12 protein-coding genes are annotated in these 19680 nt (G+C 71.0%); 5 read left to right on the top strand and 7 right to left on the bottom strand.

Annotated features, from left to right (window positions below):
- Positions 1-11 precede the first annotated feature (11 nt).
- On the top strand, positions 12-1184 hold the full coding sequence (locus BJ960_RS10265) for a methyltransferase domain-containing protein (RefSeq protein ID WP_307814607.1): 1173 nt from the start codon (positions 12-14) through the stop codon (positions 1182-1184).
- A 391-nt stretch (positions 1185-1575) separates the two neighbouring features.
- Here the strand turns inward: BJ960_RS10265 and BJ960_RS10260 are convergent, their stop codons facing one another.
- Positions 1576-2430, bottom strand: a complete 855-nt coding sequence (locus tag BJ960_RS10260; RefSeq protein ID WP_202229139.1) for an NRDE family protein — start codon at positions 2428-2430, stop codon at positions 1576-1578.
- Between the two features lie 129 nt (positions 2431-2559).
- Between BJ960_RS10260 and BJ960_RS10255 the strand changes: the two genes are divergently transcribed.
- Positions 2560-3984 carry a bifunctional phosphopantothenoylcysteine decarboxylase/phosphopantothenate synthase gene (locus BJ960_RS10255; RefSeq protein WP_185987219.1) on the top strand — a complete coding sequence of 475 codons (1425 nt, stop codon included), beginning with the start codon at positions 2560-2562 and terminating at the stop codon, positions 3982-3984.
- Between the two features lie 74 nt (positions 3985-4058).
- Here the strand turns inward: BJ960_RS10255 and aztD are convergent, their stop codons facing one another.
- The 4 genes from aztD to aztB form a co-directional block, all read right to left on the bottom strand.
- A complete protein-coding gene (gene aztD / locus BJ960_RS10250) occupies positions 4059-5312 on the bottom strand; it encodes a zinc metallochaperone AztD (RefSeq protein WP_185987218.1) in 1254 nt (417 codons plus the stop codon).
- Positions 5313-5463: 151 nt separating this feature from the next.
- Entirely contained in the window at positions 5464-6462 is a 999-nt protein-coding gene (locus BJ960_RS10245; RefSeq protein WP_307814608.1) for a metal ABC transporter solute-binding protein, Zn/Mn family, read from the bottom strand.
- Entirely contained in the window at positions 6459-7814 is a 1356-nt protein-coding gene (locus BJ960_RS10240; protein WP_185987217.1) for an ABC transporter, read from the bottom strand. Before BJ960_RS10240 ends, BJ960_RS10245 begins: the two co-directional genes overlap by 4 nt.
- The gene (gene aztB / locus BJ960_RS10235) at positions 7811-8683 is read right to left on the bottom strand and encodes a zinc ABC transporter permease AztB (protein ID WP_342354338.1); all 873 of its coding nucleotides are present in this window, start codon (positions 8681-8683) and stop codon (positions 7811-7813) included. Before aztB ends, BJ960_RS10240 begins: the two co-directional genes overlap by 4 nt.
- A gap of 43 nt (positions 8684-8726) precedes the next feature.
- Here aztB and BJ960_RS10230 point away from each other — a divergent pair, with 43 nt between their 5' ends.
- Positions 8727-9383 carry a metal ABC transporter ATP-binding protein gene (locus BJ960_RS10230; protein ID WP_237463463.1) on the top strand — a complete coding sequence of 219 codons (657 nt, stop codon included), beginning with the start codon at positions 8727-8729 and terminating at the stop codon, positions 9381-9383.
- Positions 9384-9646: 263 nt separating this feature from the next.
- Here the strand turns inward: BJ960_RS10230 and BJ960_RS10225 are convergent, their stop codons facing one another.
- Together BJ960_RS10225 and BJ960_RS10220 are read right to left on the bottom strand one after the other, a co-directional pair.
- Entirely contained in the window at positions 9647-9862 is a 216-nt protein-coding gene (locus tag BJ960_RS10225) for a DUF3107 domain-containing protein (protein WP_121072776.1), read from the bottom strand.
- Positions 9863-10246: 384 nt separating this feature from the next.
- Positions 10247-12886 (bottom strand): penicillin acylase family protein, encoded by a 2640-nt coding sequence (locus tag BJ960_RS10220; protein ID WP_237463464.1) that lies wholly within the window; start codon positions 12884-12886, stop codon positions 10247-10249.
- 99 nt (positions 12887-12985) lie between these two features.
- Here BJ960_RS10220 and BJ960_RS10215 point away from each other — a divergent pair, with 99 nt between their 5' ends.
- Both BJ960_RS10215 and BJ960_RS10210 read left to right on the top strand, forming a co-directional pair.
- The gene (locus tag BJ960_RS10215) at positions 12986-16267 is read left to right on the top strand and encodes a UrvD/REP family ATP-dependent DNA helicase (RefSeq protein WP_185987214.1); all 3282 of its coding nucleotides are present in this window, start codon (positions 12986-12988) and stop codon (positions 16265-16267) included.
- Positions 16264-19674 carry an ATP-dependent helicase gene (locus tag BJ960_RS10210; RefSeq protein WP_185987213.1) on the top strand — a complete coding sequence of 1137 codons (3411 nt, stop codon included), beginning with the start codon at positions 16264-16266 and terminating at the stop codon, positions 19672-19674. Before BJ960_RS10215 ends, BJ960_RS10210 begins: the two co-directional genes overlap by 4 nt.
- Positions 19675-19680: the final 6 nt, after the last annotated feature.

Genomic DNA, 19680 nt, shown 5'->3' with positions numbered 1-19680 from the left:
TGGTGCTGCCCGTGCAAGACCTCGCCGCCCCGCCCCACTGCCGCTACTTCGAGGCCGGGGTGTGCCGGTCGTGCACCTTCATCGAGACGCCGATCGACGCTCAACTGCGCGTGAAGCAGGAGCGCTGCGCTGAGCTGCTGCCCGGGATCCCCGCCGCTGCCTGGCTCGCGCCAGTGTCTGGTGGGGTCGCGGGCTTCCGCAACCGCGCCAAGCTCGCCGTTGGCGGGGTCGCCGGGGCGGTGACGCTCGGGATCCTCGACCGCGGCGGCGCCGGCATCGACCTCACCGAGTGCCTCATCCACGAGCCAGAGATCCAGGCCGTGATTCCTGCCCTCGCCGGCTTCGTGAACGCGTCGGGCCTCGCGCCCTACTCGGTGCCGCGGCGGCGCGGCGAGCTCAAGTACGTGCACGTCACCGTGAGCCCGGCTGGTGAACTGATGGTGCGCTTCGTCGTGCGTAGCGAGCAGGGGCTCGGGGTGATCCGCGCACGCGTCGACGAGCTGCGTGAGCTGCTGCCGCAGGCCGCCGTGATCTCAGTCAACTTGTTGCCCGAGCACAAGGCGGTGCTTGAGGGGGACCGGGAGGAGCCGCTCGTCGGATCCGCCCTCGCCATGGAGCTCGGCGAGGGGCTGGCGCCCGTTACGCTGTATCTCCGCCCGCAAAGCTTCTTCCAGACCAACACGCGGGTGGCCCTCGCGCTGTACGAGCAGGCAGCAACCTGGGTCGACGGCGTCGGGCCCGCGTCGCTCTGGGACCTGTATTGCGGCGTCGGCGGTTTCGCGCTGTTCACCGCGCGCTCCGGCGCAGGCACGCAACGCGACGTGCTCGGGGTCGAGCTCAGCGAGCAGGCCATTCGTTCGGCCGAGCGCAGCGCCGCCGAGGCGGGCATTCCTGCTCGGTTCCTCGCGGGTGACGCGACCGAGTTCGCGCTCGCCGCAGCCCCGGACGATCTGCCCGAGTTCGTCGTGGTGAACCCGCCGCGCCGCGGGATCGGCGAGACCCTGGCCGACTGGCTCGAGGGGTCTGGGATTGCGCACGTCATCTACTCGAGCTGCAACCCCGAGAGCCTCGCCCGGGACCTCGAACGGATGCCGTCATTCGTCGTTCGCGAGGCGCGCCTGTTCGACATGTTCCCGCACACCGGCCACCTCGAAGTCGCGGTGCTGCTCGAGCGCCGCGCGTAGGGGCCCCGCGGCCCTGCCCGCCCCGGGCCGCCTCGGGCGCCCAGCCCCGCCCCCGGCCCGCGCTGGCCCGCCCAGCCCCGCGCTGGCTGCGCCGGGCCCGCGCTGGCTCGGCCCCGTGCCGGCTCGGCCCAGCCCCGCCCCCGCGACAGAGTAGGTTTCTCGCGAGACGACCCGTTATCTGCGCGTGGATAGGGATCCTCTTGCGGGGAACCTGCTCTTTGGCGGGCCTGACGCAGAGCCAGCAGTGCCCGCCCGGTGTGCCCGGCCCGGGCGCGCCCCGCGCCGCGTGCCCAGCACATCGTTCTCGTGAGCGCACACCCTATTACCGCGCATCTTCATGTGTGCAGGAGAGAACGATGTGCGCAAGCGGTCTCGGCAGGGCGCCGAGTGGTTACGCTGTCGCGAACGCTGGGGTGCCCCAGCTGCCCGGCTCGGTGAATGGTGCCCAGCGGAGATCCACGAGACCGCCAGCCCCGGCCCCACGGGCCCCAACACCAGCACCAGCACCAGCACCAACACCAGCACCAGCACCAGCCCCGGCCCCACCGTCACCGGCCCCACGAGCACCAGCCCCTCCAGCAACAGCCCCGCCACCACCCGGCGACACCTCAGCGATGCACGTCAGCAGGGAGAGGGTCGGGTAGCCGAGCGGCCGGTTGTCGCGCACGATCGCCTCGTCGTCGGTGGGCGAGAGTTCCGCGGTCCGGGCGAGCAGCCCGAGCCACTGCTCGCGCCACTCAGCCTCGGGTGCTCCGGCCAGCGCCTGGAACTCTGGCAGCCAGCGAGCGATCCGCTCCGAGCGCGGGTCGTCGACGTCGTGATGCGCGAGCATATGCACGCCAGGGGAGAGGCGTTCGCGCCGCAGCGCGACCCCGTCCCACGCGGACACGAACGCTGCCGAACCCGCAACCTCGACGAGGGAGAAGGGTGCCGCGGTGGGCGGGTCGACGAGCGCGCCGCCGGCGACCGACTCGAGCACGAGGCCGCCGCGCGAGGTGAACCCGCCAGCAGGCTCGGCCATCTCGGCGGCCCGATTGACCATCACGGCGAGCCTGCCCCGGTCGGGCGCGACGGCGAGCCAGGCGCCGTTGGCCCGGCGGTCACGCACGCCGAGGGTGCCGGGGTGCTCGGTGGGCCACCATTCGCCTGGCGGATCCCAGGGACGGTTGGGATCCTCATCTCGCACGGCGAGCACCCTCGTCGGCGCGGACTCGTCAGCGGGGACCTCGATCACGACGGTACACATGCCCTCGAGTGTAGCGGCGCATCGCGGCGGCTCCCTGCCAGCGCGGCCCCGCGGTCGAGCAACGCGGCCCCGCGGTCGCGCAACGCGGCGTCTCTGCGGAAACTGAGCAATCAGTGCAAGGATTGAGGCGTGAACATTGTGCTTGGAGTTAGCGGCGGGATCGCCGCGTACAAGGCCGTCGCCCTCGCTCGTCTGCTCGTCGAGGCCGGCCACGAGGTGCATGTCGTCCCGACCGCGGACGCGCTGCGCTTCGTCGGCCAGCCCACGTGGGAAGCGATCAGCAGGAACCCGGTGACGACGTCCGTGCACGACGACGTCCCCGAGGTGCGGCACGTAGCCCTCGGGCAGAACGCCGACCTTGTCGTCGTCGCACCCGCAACGGCCAACACGTTGGCGCGGATGACGGCGGGGCTCGCCGACGACCTGCTCGGCACCACGCTGCTCGCGACCCGCGCGCCCGTCGTTGTGGCGCCTGCGATGCACACCGAGATGTGGCAGCACCCGGCGACGCAGGACAACGTTGCGATCCTGCGCGCCCGTGGCGTCTCCTTCGTCGGGCCGGAGAGCGGCAGGCTCACCGGCAACGACAGCGGCCCCGGACGCATGAGCGAGCCCGCGGACATCTTCGCGCACGTGCAGCGGCTGCTCGGCGACGACGAGGAGGGCGCGCAGGCGCCCGGCGCCGCCGAGCCTGCCGCGCTGCCGGAACCCGCAGATCAGGATCGCGTGAGCGCTCCGCAGCCCCCGAGCTGGGCGGCGCAGGTGACCGAGGCCATGCCTGAGGTCGATCTCGCCGACGAGCTGCCGGTGGTGGGTGCCGTGGACGCGGCGGCTCGGGATCGCGGCGATCTCGCCGGGGTGCGCGTCCTCGTGACGGCTGGCGGCACGCGGGAGCCGATCGACCCGGTCCGCTATCTCGGCAACCGCTCGAGCGGCAAGCAGGGAGTTGCGGTCGCTGCTGCGGCCGCGGCCCGCGGCGCCGAGGTCGTGCTGCTCGCCGCGAACATCGACACGAGCGTGCTCGCCGAGGTCGCGAGCGATCCCGCGGTTCGCGTCGTCCCCGTCGGTACGACGGCCGAACTCGATTCGACTGCGCACGCCGCGGCAAAGGGCGCACGCGTCGTGATCATGGCGGCGGCGGTTGCGGACTACCGGGTCGCCGATATCGCCGACCACAAGATTCGCAAGGAGGACTCGGCAGGCGACGCGCCAACGCTCGCGCTTGTCGAGAACCCCGATATCCTCGTGAGCCTCGTGCGTGAACGCCAGGGCGATCAGGTCATCGTCGGCTTCGCCGCCGAGACTGTTGAGAGTGAAGACGAACTGCTCGAGCGCGGGCGGCGCAAGCTCGCTCGCAAGGGCGTTGACCTGCTCGCAGTGAACGCCGTCGGCTGGAAAGAGGGCTTCGAGGCGGAGGAGAACGACGTGCGGGTGCTCGACATGGACGGCGACGTCGTTGCCGCTGTCGCGGGCTCGAAACGGGAGGTTGCGGATGCGCTGCTCGACGCGGTCCGCGACGAGCTCGACTTCGCCGAGAGCCCGCTGGTGAACTAGCGCGCACGACTGCGCCGGTCGGGTGCGTTTCCGCCCCGACCGGCACGGTCGACCTACAGCGTGAGTGGCCCGGGTTAGTGGCCGAGCGCCACGGCGATCTCGTTGGGCGGCGCATCGAGCGTGATCGATGAGACCGTCTCGCCGGTCACCAGGTCGATGGCGTGGACGGACTTCGTCGCCGGCTCGGTGACGTAGGCGATGCCGCCGTCACCGACGATTGCCGGGTGGGCGTCCTGCCAGTTCGCGGGCCCCTCCCACGGGCCGATGACGGGGTAGGAGTCGACGATCTCGCCGGTCTTCGGATCGAGCACGTGGATCGAACCATCCGTCGAGAGCACGTAGGCGTTGCCCCCGGGGCCGCGCGTCACTCCACGGAACGTGTACCGCACGGTGTCGGGGAGCGTGGCAACCTCAAGCGTCTCCTGCGCGGTATCGATGAGCGTCACGGCGTTGAGCAGGTATCCCTCGGCGTCGGGATCGCTCTTGTAGTCGCCAACGACGATCGGGCTATCCGGGGCGGTGAATGCGTTGCCCATGCGGCCGTAGGCATCGGGAGCGGTGAGCTTCGTGAACGCGCCTGCCTTGTAGAGCAGCGCGCCATCCTCGCACCCGAAGACCGCCACTTCGTCGCTCGCGGTGCCCTCGCCGTGGATGCCAGGGCAGTCGGCCGACGTGGTGATGTCGTGCCAGTGATCGTCGTGGGGCTCGAGCGCGGTCGCCCCGGAGCGCCCCTCCTCGGTGCCGACTGTCGTGAGGAGGGTGCCGTCGCTCAGCTCGATCGAGACACCGTGATGGGGCGCATCCGCCTCGTAGCTCCGGGTATCCGGCCGATCGCTGTCGTTCTTCAGCAGGGCGTCGGTCGGGACGAGCGTCGTGACGCCGGTGCCGTCGTCGTAGAGCGCGGTCGTGCCCTCGTGGCGCACCGCGTGGCCGGCGGCCTCGGCCGGGAACACGAGCCCGGTGAGCGTTGCGGTCTTGGTATCGAGCACTTCGAACCCGCGAGAGGTGGTGAGCAGCAGGTGCGTGCCGTCTCCGAATGCGTTCAGGCGTGTGAACTCCTCGGTGTCGAACGATCCGACGGCCTCGATCCCGCCGCCCGTCGCGGCGTCGCTCGTGAGGACGGTCACGCCGCCGGGCGTCGTGACCGCGAGCGCCGTTGACGTGCCGGCGGCTTCCTCGCTGTGGTCGTGGCCGGCGTGCCCCTGGTCGTCTGCAGCGCCGGGCGAGCATGCCGTGAGGGCTGCCAGGCTGGCGCCAGCCACGGCTGCGGCGACCCACCGGCGTCGCTGCGCGCGCCCTGTCGCCGGGGTGTGATCGTGTGAGTACATGGTTCTCCTTTGTGTTGGGTGGGGTGAGGTGCGCTCTGGGTGAGCGCGCGGTGATTGAGCGTGCGGTGATTGAGCGTGCAGCGGCGTGATGCGTGGAGGCTGCCGGGTTGGGCTCGTCGGTGCCGCAGCCGGCAGCGGCCGGCAGCCGTGGTTACCGGCCGGCGGGCTCCCCAGGTGCGAGGCCGGCCACGATGCGGTCGGTGTTGGTGTGCAGCATGGCGACGTACGTGTCGGCACCTGCGCCGGGCTCAGACAGGGACTCCGTGAAGAGCGACACGACGTCGACGGTGAGGCCGGCCTCGTCGGCGAGGACCCGCATGAGCCTGTCAGGCGACGAGGACTCGGCGAAGATCGTCGGCACCCGCGCCTCGGTGATCGCCGTCACGAGCGCATCGAGATCCTTCGCGCTCGGAGCCGCGAGCGTGGTGCCGCCGGGGATCGCGGTTCCCAGCACCTCGAAGTCGTAGCGCTCGGCGAAGTACCCGAACACGTGGTGGTTGGTGACGAGCGCTCGGCGATCTGGCGGGATCTCAGCGAATCGTTGCTTCATGGTCGCGTCGACCGCCGTCAGCTCCGCGGCGTAGGCGGTGCCGCGCCCGGTGACGGCGGCGCGGGCGTCCTCATCGAGGGCGGGGAGCGCCGCGAGTGTTTCGGTGAGCGCCTCGGTCACGGCGACCATCTGCAGCGGGTCCGTCCAGAAGTGCGGGTCGACGGCCTCGGCCGCGCCCTCGCCGTGTGCGTCGCTCGCGGCGTAGCGCAAGACGTCGACGTGGTCGCCGGCGACGAACTGCGCGCCGCCCGCCGCGGCCACCCTGTCGAGGTGGCGCTGCAGCCCCTCCTCGAGCCCGAGCCCGTTGGAGACAAGCAGGTCGGCCTCGTCCATCTGGGCTGCCTGCTGCGCGGAGATCTCGAACGAGTGCGGGTCCGCGCCGGGGCGCATCAGCGTCCTGACGTTCGCGGCGTCGCCGACGATCTGCGAAACGACGTCCCCGAGGATGTTCGTGGTGACGACGATGTTTGCCTCGGCGGTGCTCTCCGCGTCGCTGGGCCCCGTGGTGCACGCGGACAGTGCGAGCCCGAGCAGCACCGCGACGCCGGAGGCCAGGCGTGCGGCCCTCGCGCGGCTGCGCGGGCCGCGGTACCGGCTCACAGCCCCACCTCCGCGAGGAAGTGGGGGCGCACGCTTGGCGTGAGCTCCCGGGCAACCCGCGCGCTGTCGACGTAGTCGATCTCGTACACGATGCCGCGGCTCGGCGAGTTCAGGTAGGCCCGCTGCGAGTCGACGGTCAGCGTGAGCGCGTCGAGCGCCTTCGGTGCGAGGTCGGCGGCGTCGAGAAGCGGCGCAGTGTGAGCGAGCTCTTCGCCCGCGCGCAGCACCCGCGCACGTCCCTGCTCGTCGAGCGCGACGACGTGCCCGGCGTCGTCCCCGACAGCAACGGCGCGGACGAGCTCCGCGGCGCTCCGGCTCCACTCCCAGGCGTGGGCGCGCGCATCGAACTGCCAGACGCCGGGCTGTCCGTCCGGACCGGTGCCGACGCCTGCGAGTGTCGGTCGGCCCTTCCTGCCTGCGAGCGCCTCGGGGGAGGCGCTGACGCCACCCGGGAGCGGGACGAAGGTCAGCGTGGATGGCTCAGCGTTCGCGTCCGTCGTGGCGTCAGCGTCAGCGTTCGCGTCCGTCGCGGCGTCAGCGTTCGCGTCGGCCGCGGGCGCGCCGGCGTCCGCGCCCGCGGCCACGACAGCGCCCGCGTCGCACAGCACAACGAGGCCGGCGCGGGTCGTGGTGGCGCTCCGTGGCGACTCGCAGGCTGCCATCTCGCCGGTGGGCTTCCCGCTCGCGTCGACAACGCGCAGCTCCGTCGCGCCGCTGCGCTCGTCCACGTGAGACACCAGCGCGCCGTCGCCGAGCGGGGCCGCGATGCCGGCGTGCGGGGCCTCGGTGAGGCGGAAGCGCTCCACGACCGACCCCGTGCTCAGCGCGGCGTTGTCGAGCAGCACGGCCTCGCCTGAGCCCGCAAAGAAGACGCCCGTTGCGCCGGTCGTCGGAAGGGCGTCGCCCGTGATCGCCGCCGGGCCGTCGCCTGGCACGATCCCGGTGTGCGCCGGTTCCGCTCGATAGAAATGGAAGTGATCGCCGTGGTCCCAGCTCCAGGCGCCGCCGTCGATGACGGCGACCCCCGATCCCGAGTCCGCGAAGACGTAGCGGCCGTCCGAGGTGACGCGTGCGGGTGCTGGCACGCGGTCGAGTGTGCGCTCGCCGCCGTCGAGTAGATCGAGGAGGCCGGTCTCGCCGTCCGGCGAGACGGTGACGAGTTGCAGCTGGGCCTCAGCGACCTCGACGGCACCGGCCACCGCGCCGTGCCCGGGCGCATCCGCGGGGGGCGTCGTGTCGGCGCTGCCGGGCGAGGGTGCCGCGGCTGGGCCGGGGGCTGCGCTGCACGCGACGAGCGCGAGGGAGAGCGTCGCCCCGCAGGCGAGGGCGAGGGGGAGTGAGAGGCGATTCATGCGGTGCTTTCTAGTGGGGTGGTGGGAGTGCTGGATGCCCGGGTGCGTGCGAGGGCGAGTCTGCAGCCGTGCGAGAGCCCGGCGGCGGCGACGGCGCTGGCGGCGATCGTGGAGCCGGCCGCCGAGCCAGCGGCCCAGGAGATCGCGAGCCCGACGGTCACGGAGGCGATCCCGACCGCGGCCGCGATCGCGATGCGTCCGGGGATGCTCGGGTGCCACGGCTGTGCCGCGACTGCCGGGCCGAGGAGGAGCGCGACCACGAGCAGCGTGCCGACCGCCTGCGCGGAGGCCACGACGGCGAGCGTGACGAGCCCGACGAGCAGCCCCTGTGTGAGGTGCGGGCGGTACCCGAGCGTGAGCGCGAGGCGCCGGTCAAACGCCAGGGCAACGAACGCGCGGTGCCGGGCAACGGTGATGGCGATCACGGCCGTGCACGCGCCGGCGAGCACCGCAATGTCGGCCCAGGAGATCGCGAGGATGTCGCCGAAGAGGACCGCCGTGACGTCGGTCGCGAAGCTCCCGGAGCCCGACACAATGATCACGCCGGTGGCGAGCATCGCGACGAACAGGAGCCCGATGCTCGTGTCGTACGAGAGTTTGCCGCGGCGCTGGAGCGCTGCGATGAGCGCGCTCATGATTGCGGCCGAGAGTGCGCCGCCGATCACAGGGGGAACACCGGCGAGGGTCGCGACGGCGACTCCGGGCAACATGCCGTGCCCGATCGCCTCGCCGAAGAAGGCCATCCCGCGGATGACGACCCACGTGCCGACGACGCCGCACACGATGGCGACGAGGGCGCCGCCGATGACGGCACGGGCGAAGAACGCGGAGCCGAGCGCGTCGATGAACCAGAACATGAACACAGACACTACAGATAATGAAAATCATTCTCAACATGCTAGGTTGATGGTCATGACCGATCTCGCTCCCGTCCGCGCCCGCGCGCTGTTCTATGCCCACGACGAAACCCCCGTGCTGTCCGGGCTCGACGTCGACATCCCTGCCGGGCGTGTCACGGCCATCATCGGGCCCAACGGCGCGGGCAAGACGACGCTCATCGAGGTGCTCGCCGGGGTGCGCAAGGCGGGCTCCGGCGAGGTCACGCGCGACACCCCCGTCGCCCTGGTCGTGCAGCGGCCTGACGCGCCGGCGGAGCTGCCGATCACCGGCCGGCAGGTCGTCGCGCTCGGGGCGGCGGCCACAGCGGGCGGCGCGCGCCTCGGCCCAGGCGGGCGGGCCGCTCGCGTGGCCGAGGCCGTCGAGCGCGTCGGCGCGACCGCGTTCGCCGACGCGCCCTTCGGGCAGCTCTCCGGCGGGCAGCGGCAACGGATCCTCATCGCGCAGGGGCTCGCGGTTGGCGCGGGGGCGCTTCTGCTCGACGAACCGGCAGCGGGGCTCGACGAGCTCAGCCGCGCGCGCACGCGGGAACTGCTCGCGGCGGAGGCGGCCCGCGGCGTCGCGGTTGCCTGCGTCACCCACGACGCGGCAGACATCGCGGTCGCGGATCGCGTGATCAGGATCGAGCACTGCCGTGCACACCTGCGGGTTTCGGAAGCGGGCGCACGCTGAGCGGCGATGCACCGGCCCGCGCGACCGGCTGATGGACTGCAGCCGCTGGCGCTGGCGCTGGCGCTGGCGCTGGCGCTGGCGCTGGCGCTGGCGCTGGTGCTGGCGTCTGGGCGTGCCCGCGCGGGGCCCAGCGGCGGCGGAGCACCCAACGCAAGAGTGGCGGCACCCCAGATTGGGGTGCCGCCACTCAGGTCGGTTGGGGGAGCGGCCGAGCCGGCGTCCCGCCCACGAGCCTGGCCGCTGGGCCGGGCTCGAACTACTGGTTAGCTGACGAAGCCGACCTTGCGCGAGGTGTCGCTGCCGAGCTCAACGTACGTGATCGACTCGCGGTTCACGAGGAAGGTGCGACCCTTGCTGTCGGTCAGCGAGACGAGGCCGGTCGGGGCTGCCTGGATGAGCGAGCTGAGTTCTTCTGCCGATGCGTCGGTCTCGAATGAGAGTTCGCGCGCCGACTGGTTGATGCCGATCCGTACTTCCACAGCTGCCTCCTGGACAAGTCATGATGCGGTCGCGGACTGCGCCGCAACTCTTTTCTCCTCTGAGTGTATGCCGCCGGCCTTCCAGAACCGCACCAATTCCGGGCCCGTTCGCCGTCAGCGCACCGCAGGTTGGCACGCCGCGCTGCCACCAGCGCGCCACAGATCGGCACGCCGTGCTGCCACCAGCGCAAGTCCGGTTGGCACGCCGTGCTGCCACCAGCGCATGCCCATGGGATCGGCTGTCCTAATGTCGAACTCGTCTCCTTTGAGCATTCAAATTGCAGATCCCATGGACAACGTGCGGGCCACGCGCGCTGAGCCCTCGGGACTGGCAGGGCGGGCCCGCCCCGCTGCGCCTGGTCGGCTGAGCCTCGTCGGCTGGGGCTAGTCGGCGGGGGTCAGCGTGAGCGTATCCTTCGTCGCAGCATCGACGGCCTTCGTACTGAACGCCCAGGCGTACTGTTCGCCTGTCGCCCAGCCGTCGACCTGGTCGGTGTAGTTCTTGTGGAACGCGTGTCCGCTTTGGCCGGTGAGATTCTGCCAGGTCGACGCATCCCAGTTCGAGACGTCGATGACCATTCGCATCGACGGCACGGTGGTGGTCTGGTAGCCCTCGCCGAGCGCCCACCCCGTTGCGTTGACGACGCCTGAACCGCCCGACGTGTCGTAGGGTCCGCGGTTGAACAGCGCCTCGATCGGCGCGATGCCGCTCTCCCCGAACGTGCCGTGCGTCAGCGTAATCGCGTGCAGCTTCCCCCAGTTCCACTTCTCCGGGTTCGTGCCCTGCAACTTCGTGAGTTCCGCATAGGCGTCGCGTGCCGCGCCTGCCAGAACCTCCTCGCGTGTCTGCGTGCCACCGGCCGTCAGCCACTCAGATTCGGGGTCTGCGAGCTGCAGCGCGAGCACCCTGGCGAACCGGGATTGGTCGTCGCGGGGGATGTCACCCTCCCGCCCCGACACCATCCGCTGTGTGAGGTGCTCCCAAAGCACGTTCGCGTAGGCCGCCGGCGCGGAGTCCATCGCGTTCTGGCCGTCCCACGAGGCGAGCAGGTCGAGTGCCTTCTGCACGTTGTCGTCCTCGGCAGACAGGCCAGCAAACGCGTCCTTGAGCGCCTGCGCGGCCGGCATCTGGTTGTCCATGTGGATCTCGGCGAGATCGGCAGCGCTGACGGGGCCAGCGGCGATCTTCTCCTCGAGGAGCTCGACGATCCGGGCGGCGCGATAGCCGTAGTCCCAGTCACGGCTGAGGAAGTGCGCGTAGTCGTCGTTGACGATCGCGTTGTTCGCCGTGACGATGTAGCCGGACTTCGGGTTGTACGACCAGGGCTGCTCCTCGAACGGAATGAACCCCTGCCAGTCGTACTCGCTCGACCAGCCGGGCGTGGGCAGATAGCCCTCTTGACCCGTCGCGCGGATGGGGAGCTTGCCTGGCGCCTGGTAGCCGATGTTGCCCTCGGGATCGGCGTAGATGAGGTTCTGGCCGGGCACATCGAACTTGCTCGCGGCCTCGCGGAAATCGGTGAAATTCTCGGCGCGGTTGAGCATGAAGATCGCCTCGGGGGTGGAACCGGCGTCGAGCGCGGTCCACCGCAGCGCCAGCGCAGCCTCGGAGTAGGGCATGGTGCCGCCGATGTCGCCGGGGCCGACGGGCAGGATCTTCCCCTCCGGGGTCTCCGCGCGCGGGGCCTCGGCGATCTCCGTGAATTCGCCGGTGAGGCCCGAGACGATGGGGCCGTGCCCCGTTTCTCGCACGGTGAGGGTGACATCGTCGCCGCCCGCGACCTTAATGGTCTCCTCGCGCGTGGCCATGTCGTGCCACTCGTTGTCGTACCAGTACTTGTCCCCGTCAACGCTCTCGACGAACAGGTCGGCGACGTCGGTCGTCAGATTCGTGAACCCCCACGCGACGTTCTGGTTGTGGCCGATGACGATGCCGGGCAGGCCCGAGAAGCTGAAGCCGGCGACGTCGAACGGGCACTCCTCGGAGACGGTGGAACAGCGCAACTGCATCTGCGTCCAGACAGACGGCAGCGCGGCGCCGAGGTGCGGATCGTTCGCGAGCAGCGGCGCGCCCGTCGTCGTGTGTTCCCCCGAGACCACCCAGGAGTTCGAGCCGATGCCCTCGCCCTGCTGTGTGATGAGCGAATCGACCTTGCCGAGCAGCTCCTCGAGGGGCTCGAGGTTGAGGGACTCGACGAGCCCTGCGAACCGATCCTGAACGAACGCGGCGCCCTGCTCGAGCTTGCCGACGGCGACGACCCGCCGCCCCGCCGGATCGTCCGCGAGGATGACCGGGTGCTCCTCGAACGGGTAGCCCGGGTAGAGCTCGGCGAGCTCGTCAGCGTCCAGGAACTGCGCCTGGAGCGCGCGGGCGGTCTCGTCCTCGATGTTTGTGCGAAGATCCCAGGCCATGGCTTTCAACCACGCGATCGAGTCTGCGGGCTGCCAGGGCTCGGGCTCGTAGCCGGAGTTCTGGAGGCCGAGCACCGCGTATTCGAGCGAGAGCTTACTGCCGCTGTGATCTGCGAGGTAGGCGTTCACGCCGGCCGCGTACGCTTCGTAGTACGACCTGGCCTCGGGGCTCAGCGCCGCGAACTCCTCTTCGGCGATGCGTTGCCACCCGAGGGTGCGCAGGAACGAATCAGTGCCGACCTGGGACTCACCGAACAGCTCGGACAGTCGGGCGCTCGTGAGGTGGCGGCGGAAGTCCATCTCCCAGAACCGATCCTGCGCGTGCACGTACCCCTGCGAGAAGAACAGGTCGTCGGTCGAGTCGGCGGTGATCGTCGCGATCCCGCGCTCGTCGCGCTGCACCGTGACCTCGCCCGCGAGGCCGGCGGCCGCGACGGTCCCCGAGACTGTGGGGAAGGATCGTTGCACCGTCCACACGCCGAGGCCCGCCGCGATGAGCGCGACCACGACCAGCGCGGCGATGATCCAGCCGATCACGCGCAACGCCCGACGTTTCTTTCGTGGCGTCTCGCTCGCGGGAATCATCTGGGGCGCGCCTGCTGCCTGGGTCATCGGTCCTCCACTCTGAGGGGCGTGCGTACACACTGAAACAGCTTTGAGTATTGCACATGCCCCGCCGCCGATGTCGGTGGTGCTCAGTAGGCTGAATGCATGATCGCATTCGACACTTCGCAGCAGCGCGTGCTCGCGCTCGATCCGCGGGCGCATGCGAGGGTCCTTGGGGCTCCGGGCACCGGGAAGACCGAGCTGCTCGTCGAAAGTTTTGCCCGCGCGATGGCGCTCGCGGGGTGGGAAGAGGGCGACGCGCTTGTGCTCGCACCGAACCGGCTCGTTGCCGCGAGCCTGCGAGAGCGGGTGCACAAGCGGCTCGACAGGGCGGTCGGGGGTGCGCCGGTGCGCACGGCCTCCTCGTTCGCGTTCTCGGTGCTCGGTCGCGCGGCGGCGACAGCCGGTGAGGCGCCGCCACGGCTCCTGACCGGCACTGTGCAAGACGAGGCGATCGCGGAGACCGTCGAGGCCCGCATCCAAGCCGACGCGGCTCGGGGGGAGGGCGGCCTCGCGACGGACGTGCTGCTGTCGGCGCCCTTCCGTGCGGAGCTGCGCGAGCTCTGGCGAGTGCTCGACGACTTCGGGTTCACCCCGGCGGCGCTCGCCGCATCGCTCACGGGGGCGCTCGCCGAGGCTCGAAACCTCGCCTACTCGGCGGGCCCGGACCCGGGACTTGCCGCGCGCTGGGTCGAAGCGCTTGACGTGCTGCAGGACGTCCAGCAGGGCCTCGAGCAGTCGCGCGCGCAAGAGGTCAGCTCGAGCGGGCTGCTGCGGCTTGCCGCGCAGGCGATTCGTGACGGGCAGGCGCCGGCACCGAGGCTGCTCCTCATCGACGACGCGCAAGAGCTTGGCGAGGGGCAGCTCGCTCTCGTCGCCGCGTGCGCGACGGCGGGGAGCGCGGTGTGGGCATTCGGCGATCCTGACCTGGCGACGAGCGCGTTCCAGGGCGAGCACACGCGCGTCCTTGCCGGGCTCACTGCCGAGCTCGTGCGGCGCGGCTGGACGCCGCCGCCGGCCGCAGCCGAGCAGCTTGTCGTGCTCGACACCGTCTATCGGCACGGCGCCACGATCCGCGGTTTCGTGCGTGGGCTGAGCACGCGCATCGGCTCCGCTGGGGGCGCTGCGCACCGGGCCGCGGAGAGTGTTCCGGTGAGTGTCGCAGCGACCGAGGCTGGTGCTGGTGCTGGGGCTGAGGAGGCGGTCGACGGCGTCGCCGACTCGGATCGCGGGGGCGCGACGCCTCCCACCGCCGGCCGCGTGGGTGGCGGTCGTGACAGCGTCGAGTTTGCGCGCATGACCTCGCCGGCCGAGCAGCTCGGCGCGATTGCGCACCGGATGCGCGCGCGCAAGCTTGGGCTCGACAGCGAGCGCGCGCTTGAGTGGGGCGAGATGGCCGTCGTGTGTCGTACCCGCGCCGAGGTGACCCGGGTCGCGCGGTTGCTCGCCGGCCACCAGGTCCCGACCGGCGTCGCTGCCGGTGGCATCGTGCTGCGCGAGCACCAGGTGGTGCGTGAGCTCGTCGCGCTGCTCCAACACGCGCTGGGCATCGCGACGCTCGACGCCCAGGGGGTGCTGCGTCTGGCAGGTGGCGTTATCGGCGGGCTTGACGCCGTCGCGGTGCGTAGGCTGCGAGGCGGGCTGCTGCTCGACGAACGCCGCGCCGCGCGGGAGGAAGCGCGCGAGCCGCTCACAGTCGACGAACTCGTGTTCGAGGCGTTCGAATTTCCTGGCCCGAGCCCTGCGATCGACAGCGCCGGTGGTCGAGCGATCCGCAAGCTTGGACTGATGGCCGCCGCGGGCCTCAAGGTGCGCGAGGGCGGCGGGACGCCCCGAGAGGTGCTCTGGGCGCTCTGGGACGGGGCAAAACTCGCCGACCGCTGGCAGCAGGAAGCGATCGCGGGCCGCGGCCTCCGCGCCGACGAGGCGAACCGCTCGCTTGATGCGGTCGTCGGGCTGTTCTTCGCGCTCCAGCGCCACGAAGAACAGGACAGCGAGCAGCCCATCGCCGACCTGCTCGACGACATCCTGCGCAACACCGTTCCCGAGGACTCGCTCGCGCAACGCAGCGAGCGGCAGACCGTGACGGTCACCACGCCGCAGGGCATGATCGGACGCGAGTTCTCGCTCGTCGCGGTGATCGGGGTGCAAGACGGGTCATGGCCGAACCTGCGTGCGCGCGGTTCGCTGCTCGGCACTGCGGCGCTCGAGCGCTGGCTGCGCGGCGGCGAGGCGCTCATGCCGTCGCGCAGAGACACGACCCACGACGAGCTGCGGCTGTTCCTGCACGCGTGCTCGCGAGCGCGGGACGAGCTGCTCGTCGCCGCGGTTGCCGACGAGAACAGTCACCCGAGCCCGTTCTTCGGCCTCGGCAGCGACTTTGCCGTGACGGGGTTGCCGAGCTCCAGGCTGACGCTTCGCGGCATCACCGCTGCGATGCGCCGCCGCGTCGTTGAGGACGCGGCCGACGCGACCGCCGTCATCTCGCTGCGCGCCCTCGCGCGGGCCGACGTCAGCGGAGCCCACCCGCGCGACTGGTACGGCGTGCTCGAACCCTCGACAACGGCGCCCCTGTATGAGCCGGCCGCCGACGAAGAGCCGCGCCCCGTGCCGGTGAGCCCGTCGCAGCTCGAGAAGGCCGAGACGTGCGCGTTGGACTGGGTCATCGGCGCGCTCGGCGGGGGAGCCGGCAGCGTCCAGGCGAGCCTCGGCACGCTCGTACACCACGCGCTCGAGACTGTCGAAGGACACGACCCGGACGAGATGCTCGGGGCGATCTTCGCCGAATGGAAAAAGCTCCCGTTTGATGCCGAGTGGGAGTCGGAGCGGGCGCGGCGCACCGCCGCGCAGATGGCTGGTGGCCTCTCCGACTACCTCCGCGAGTTTGAAGCGTCGGGGAAGGAACTGCTGGGGCAGGAGTCCGGGTTCAGCCTCGCCGTGGGGCGTGCGGAGCTGCGCGGTATCGCCGACAGGCTCGAGGTGCAGCGCGGTGGCAGCGGCACCGAGGTGACCGTCGTCGACCTGAAGACCGGGCGTACCCCCGCGACGAAACCCGAAGCCGAGGAACACGTGCAGTTGCAGGCCTACCAACTCGGGGTGCTCCTCGGCGCGTTTGACACCGGCGACGTCGAAGTCGGCGCCGACGTGCGCACCGCCGCCAAGCTCCTCTACGTCCACCCGGACGCGGCGCGGGGGAAAGGCTATGTACTGCGGGAGCAGTCGGGTCTCAGCGAGGACGCCCGTGAGCAGCTCGTCGCGCGGATCGCCGACGTCGCCGACACCATGGCTGCCAGAGCGTTCACCGCACGGGTAGAGCACCACTGTTCAGATCCGCATCGGCCCGGCAACTGCCGGCTGCACATCATCCAGGCGGTGAGTCACGCGTGAGCGTTCCCGTATTTTCTGCGGCCCGAGTCGCCGAGATCCTGACGAAGCCAGGCGAACAGCCGCTCCTGCCGACCGACGAGCAGCGTGCGGTCATCGAGCATCCGCTCGCCGGGAGCACGCTCGTCATCGCCGGCGCGGGCAGCGGCAAAACCGAAACGATGGCGAACCGGGTCGTCTGGCTCGTCGCGAACGGGCTTGCCGAGCCAGACTCCGTGCTCGGCCTCACCTTCACGCGAAAGGCCGCGGGCGAGCTGCGGGAGCGTATCGTCGGCAGCCTCGGCGCGTTCGTCGCGCGGCTCGGCGATCTCGCGGAGCTGGGTGAGCTCACGGAGGAGGAACTCGAACGGTCACACGACCTCCAGGAGCAGCTTGCTGACGGGCTCTCCCTGCCAGACGTGAGCACGTACAACTCGTTCGCCGCTGGCGTGCTGCAGGAGTTCGGCGCCTCGGCCGGCCTCGCCCCCGGCGCTGTCGTCATCGACGAAGCGACGGCGTGGCGGGTCGCCCGCGAGACGCTCCTCGCGAGCGACGACCCAGACCTCGTCACGAGCGAGCTGCGCACCCCGACGCTCATCAGGCACGTCATCGCGATGGATCGGGCAGTGGCAGACCACCTCACGAGCTTCGACCGGGTGGATCAGCTCGTCGCCGAGTTCACCGCAGTTACGCGGCTGCCGTACAACGACAAAGAAGACCCGGAGAAGCCGAGCGGCAAGGTCTACGCGAAGGTGCGCGACGCCGTGAAGGCCATCGCCGAAACCCCGCTCATTACCCGACTCGCGCGCGCGTACCGCGACGAGAAGCAGCGGCGCGGCCTCATCGACTTCTCCGATCAGCTCGCGCTCGCGACGCAGACGCTCGATGCGGCGCCCGAGGCGCTTGGAGTCTTGCGCGCGCGCTACCGCGCCGTGCTGCTCGACGAGGTACAGGACACCTCGGTGGGACAGACGAGGCTGCTCGCGCAGCTGTTCGGCGGCATGCCGGTCATGGCCGTCGGCGATCCGCACCAGTCCATCTACGCGTGGCGCGGGGCGTCCGCCGAGGGGCTGCGGTCGTTCCACCGCGACTTCCGCGGCGGAGACGCCGCGGCGACGCTCACCCTGTCCGTGAGCTGGCGCAACCCCAAGCTCGTGCTCGCCGCGGCGAACACCGTCGCCGCCGAGCTGCGCATGAACGCCGCGGTCGACGTGCCCGAGCTGCGGCCGAAACCCGGGGCAGGTGACGGCGAGGTCGAGGTCGTCTACCCGGAGACCGTGCATGAGGAGCGCGAGCTGCTCGCCGCCTGGATTGCCAATGCTCGAGAGACAACGCCTGGCAAGAACGGAGAACTGCCGACGGCCGCCGTTATTTTCCGGAAGCGGGCGGCGATGCCTGCATTCTCCGCCGCACTCACGGAAGCCGGCGTGCCGAACCGCATCGTCGGCCTCGGTGGGCTGCTCAGCACCCCGGAGATCACCGATATCGTGAGCTGCCTGCGCTGCCTCTGGTACGCGGACGCTGGGGGAGACCTCATCCGGCTGTTGGCGGGCCCGCGCTTTCGGATCGGGGTGGCTGACCTCGCCGGGCTGCGCGACGCGGCGCGCTGGTTCGCCCAGCGCGACGTCGCCCTGCAGCCGCTCGCGGACGAGGATCGCGAGGCAGACAGCGTGCTGCCCGACCCCGACCGGGAGTTCACCCTCATCGACGCGCTCGACGCGATCGCGACGATGAAGTCCCTCGATCACGGTGCGCTCCGGGGCGTATCCCCGGTCGGGAGGGAACGGCTGCGGGAGGCCGGCCAGATGCTGCGCGACCTCCGCCGCGGCGTCGGCGGAAACACGGCCGACCTCATTGGCTCGGTGATGCACGCGCTTCGCCTCGACATCGAGCTCGAAGCGAACGAGGCGCGGGGCGCCGCAGCCGGGGCGCTCGCGAACATCGAAGCGTTCACCGACCTCGCCGAAGGCTTTCTCGCGATCGATACGCGCGGCACGCTCGCCTCCCTGCTCGAATGGGTGGAGCGCGCGCTCGAGGACGACGACGTCGCCGAACACGTCGCCGCGCCCCTGCCCGGCACCGTGCAGCTCATTACCGCGCACGGCTCAAAGGGGCTGCAGTGGGACATCGTGGCGGTGCCGCGCCTCGTCACCGACGAGTTCCCCGGCAGCGCGAGGAGCGGCTCGGGGTGGCTCCGCACCGGCGAACTTCCCGACGAACTGCGCGGCGACCGCGGCGCCCGGCCGCAGCTGAACTGGCGCATTGCCACGACGCAGAAGGAGCTGTGCGAACGGCTCGACGAGTACCGCGCCGAGCTCAAGGAACGCCACGCCGAGGAGGAACGGCGCCTGGCCTACGTCGCGATCACCCGCTCGGCGGGGCGGCTGCTGCTGTCGGGCTCATTCTGGGGCGGTCAAACGCGCGCGCGGGTCCCGTCGGTTTATCTGCAGGAGTTGCAGGAGCAGTTCTTCCCTGGGCTGCCGGCCGAGTCCGTGCACGAGACGGACCCGAGCGAGATCGCCGAGCTCACCGCCACCTGGCCGCTCGACCCACTCGGCCACCGCGCCCCGAACGTGTTTCGCGCGGCACACGCGGTGCTCGAATCCCTCGGCGAGGCCACCGGCCCAGACCCCGAATCGACCGCGGGGGCCGCACAGCCCGGAATCGACGAAACCGTCAGGTTGCTGCTCGCCGAGCGTGCGGCCGCCGACCGGCTCGCGACCGCCGCGAGCGCCGCGACCGAGCCGCTCCCCGAACGCATTACCGCGTCAACCTTCCATGAGTTCGTTGAGGATCCCGTCGCCGCTGAGCGGCGCAGGCTCCGACCGGTCCCGCAGCGACCATACCGACGCACTCGCGTCGGGAACCGCTTCCACGAGTGGGTCGAGCGGCGCGCGACGACGCCGGGCGGCACCGCCCTGCCGCTGCTCGGACTCGACCCGGAAGAGTGGGATTCCGGCCGCACCGAATTCGACGTCGAGGCGGAGCTCGAACCGCTCATCGACGTCTACGAGCGGTCACGCTGGGCGGCGAAGCAGCCGATCGCGGTCGAGCTCGAAGTCGCCCTCCCGTTCGCGGGCCGCACGCTCGTCTGCAAGCTCGACGCGGTCTATCAGCTCGACCCGACGGAGACGCCAGAGCACGGAACGCCCGGCGACGTGCCGGTCGAGCCGGACGCCGAGCCGCGGTTCGAGGTCGTCGACTGGAAATCGGGCCGCGCGCCCGCGACGGACGCCGAGCGCGAGAGCCGGTTCTTCCAGCTCGACCTCTACCGGCACGCCTACGCGCAGTGGGCAGGGATCGACCCCGAACGCATCGACGTCTCACTGTTCTACGTCGCCGAGAACGTTGAGATCCGCCGGGCCGAAGTACGCAGCATCGCCGAGCTCGAGGCGGCCTGGCTTGGGGCTGCGGCGAAGCTCACCGAGTAGCTGCCG

This window comes from Leucobacter aridicollis (assembly GCF_013409595.1).
Lineage (GTDB): Bacteria > Actinomycetota > Actinomycetes > Actinomycetales > Microbacteriaceae > Leucobacter > Leucobacter aridicollis.
The sequence above is the reverse complement of the archived record's forward strand: the minus strand, read 5'-3'. Positions and strand labels throughout refer to the sequence as shown.

Coding starts and splice junctions, on each gene's coding strand:
- BJ960_RS10220 (WP_237463464.1), bottom strand. CDS start 12,886: ATGACCCAGGCAGCAGGCGCGCCCCAGATGATTCCCGCGAGCGAGACG.
- BJ960_RS10230 (WP_237463463.1), top strand. CDS start 8,727: ATGACCGATCTCGCTCCCGTCCGCGCCCGCGCGCTGTTCTATGCCCAC.
- aztD (WP_185987218.1), bottom strand. CDS start 5,312: ATGTACTCACACGATCACACCCCGGCGACAGGGCGCGCGCAGCGACGC.
- BJ960_RS10240 (WP_185987217.1), bottom strand. CDS start 7,814: ATGAATCGCCTCTCACTCCCCCTCGCCCTCGCCTGCGGGGCGACGCTC.
- BJ960_RS10215 (WP_185987214.1), top strand. CDS start 12,986: ATGATCGCATTCGACACTTCGCAGCAGCGCGTGCTCGCGCTCGATCCG.
- BJ960_RS10260 (WP_202229139.1), bottom strand. CDS start 2,430: ATGTGTACCGTCGTGATCGAGGTCCCCGCTGACGAGTCCGCGCCGACG.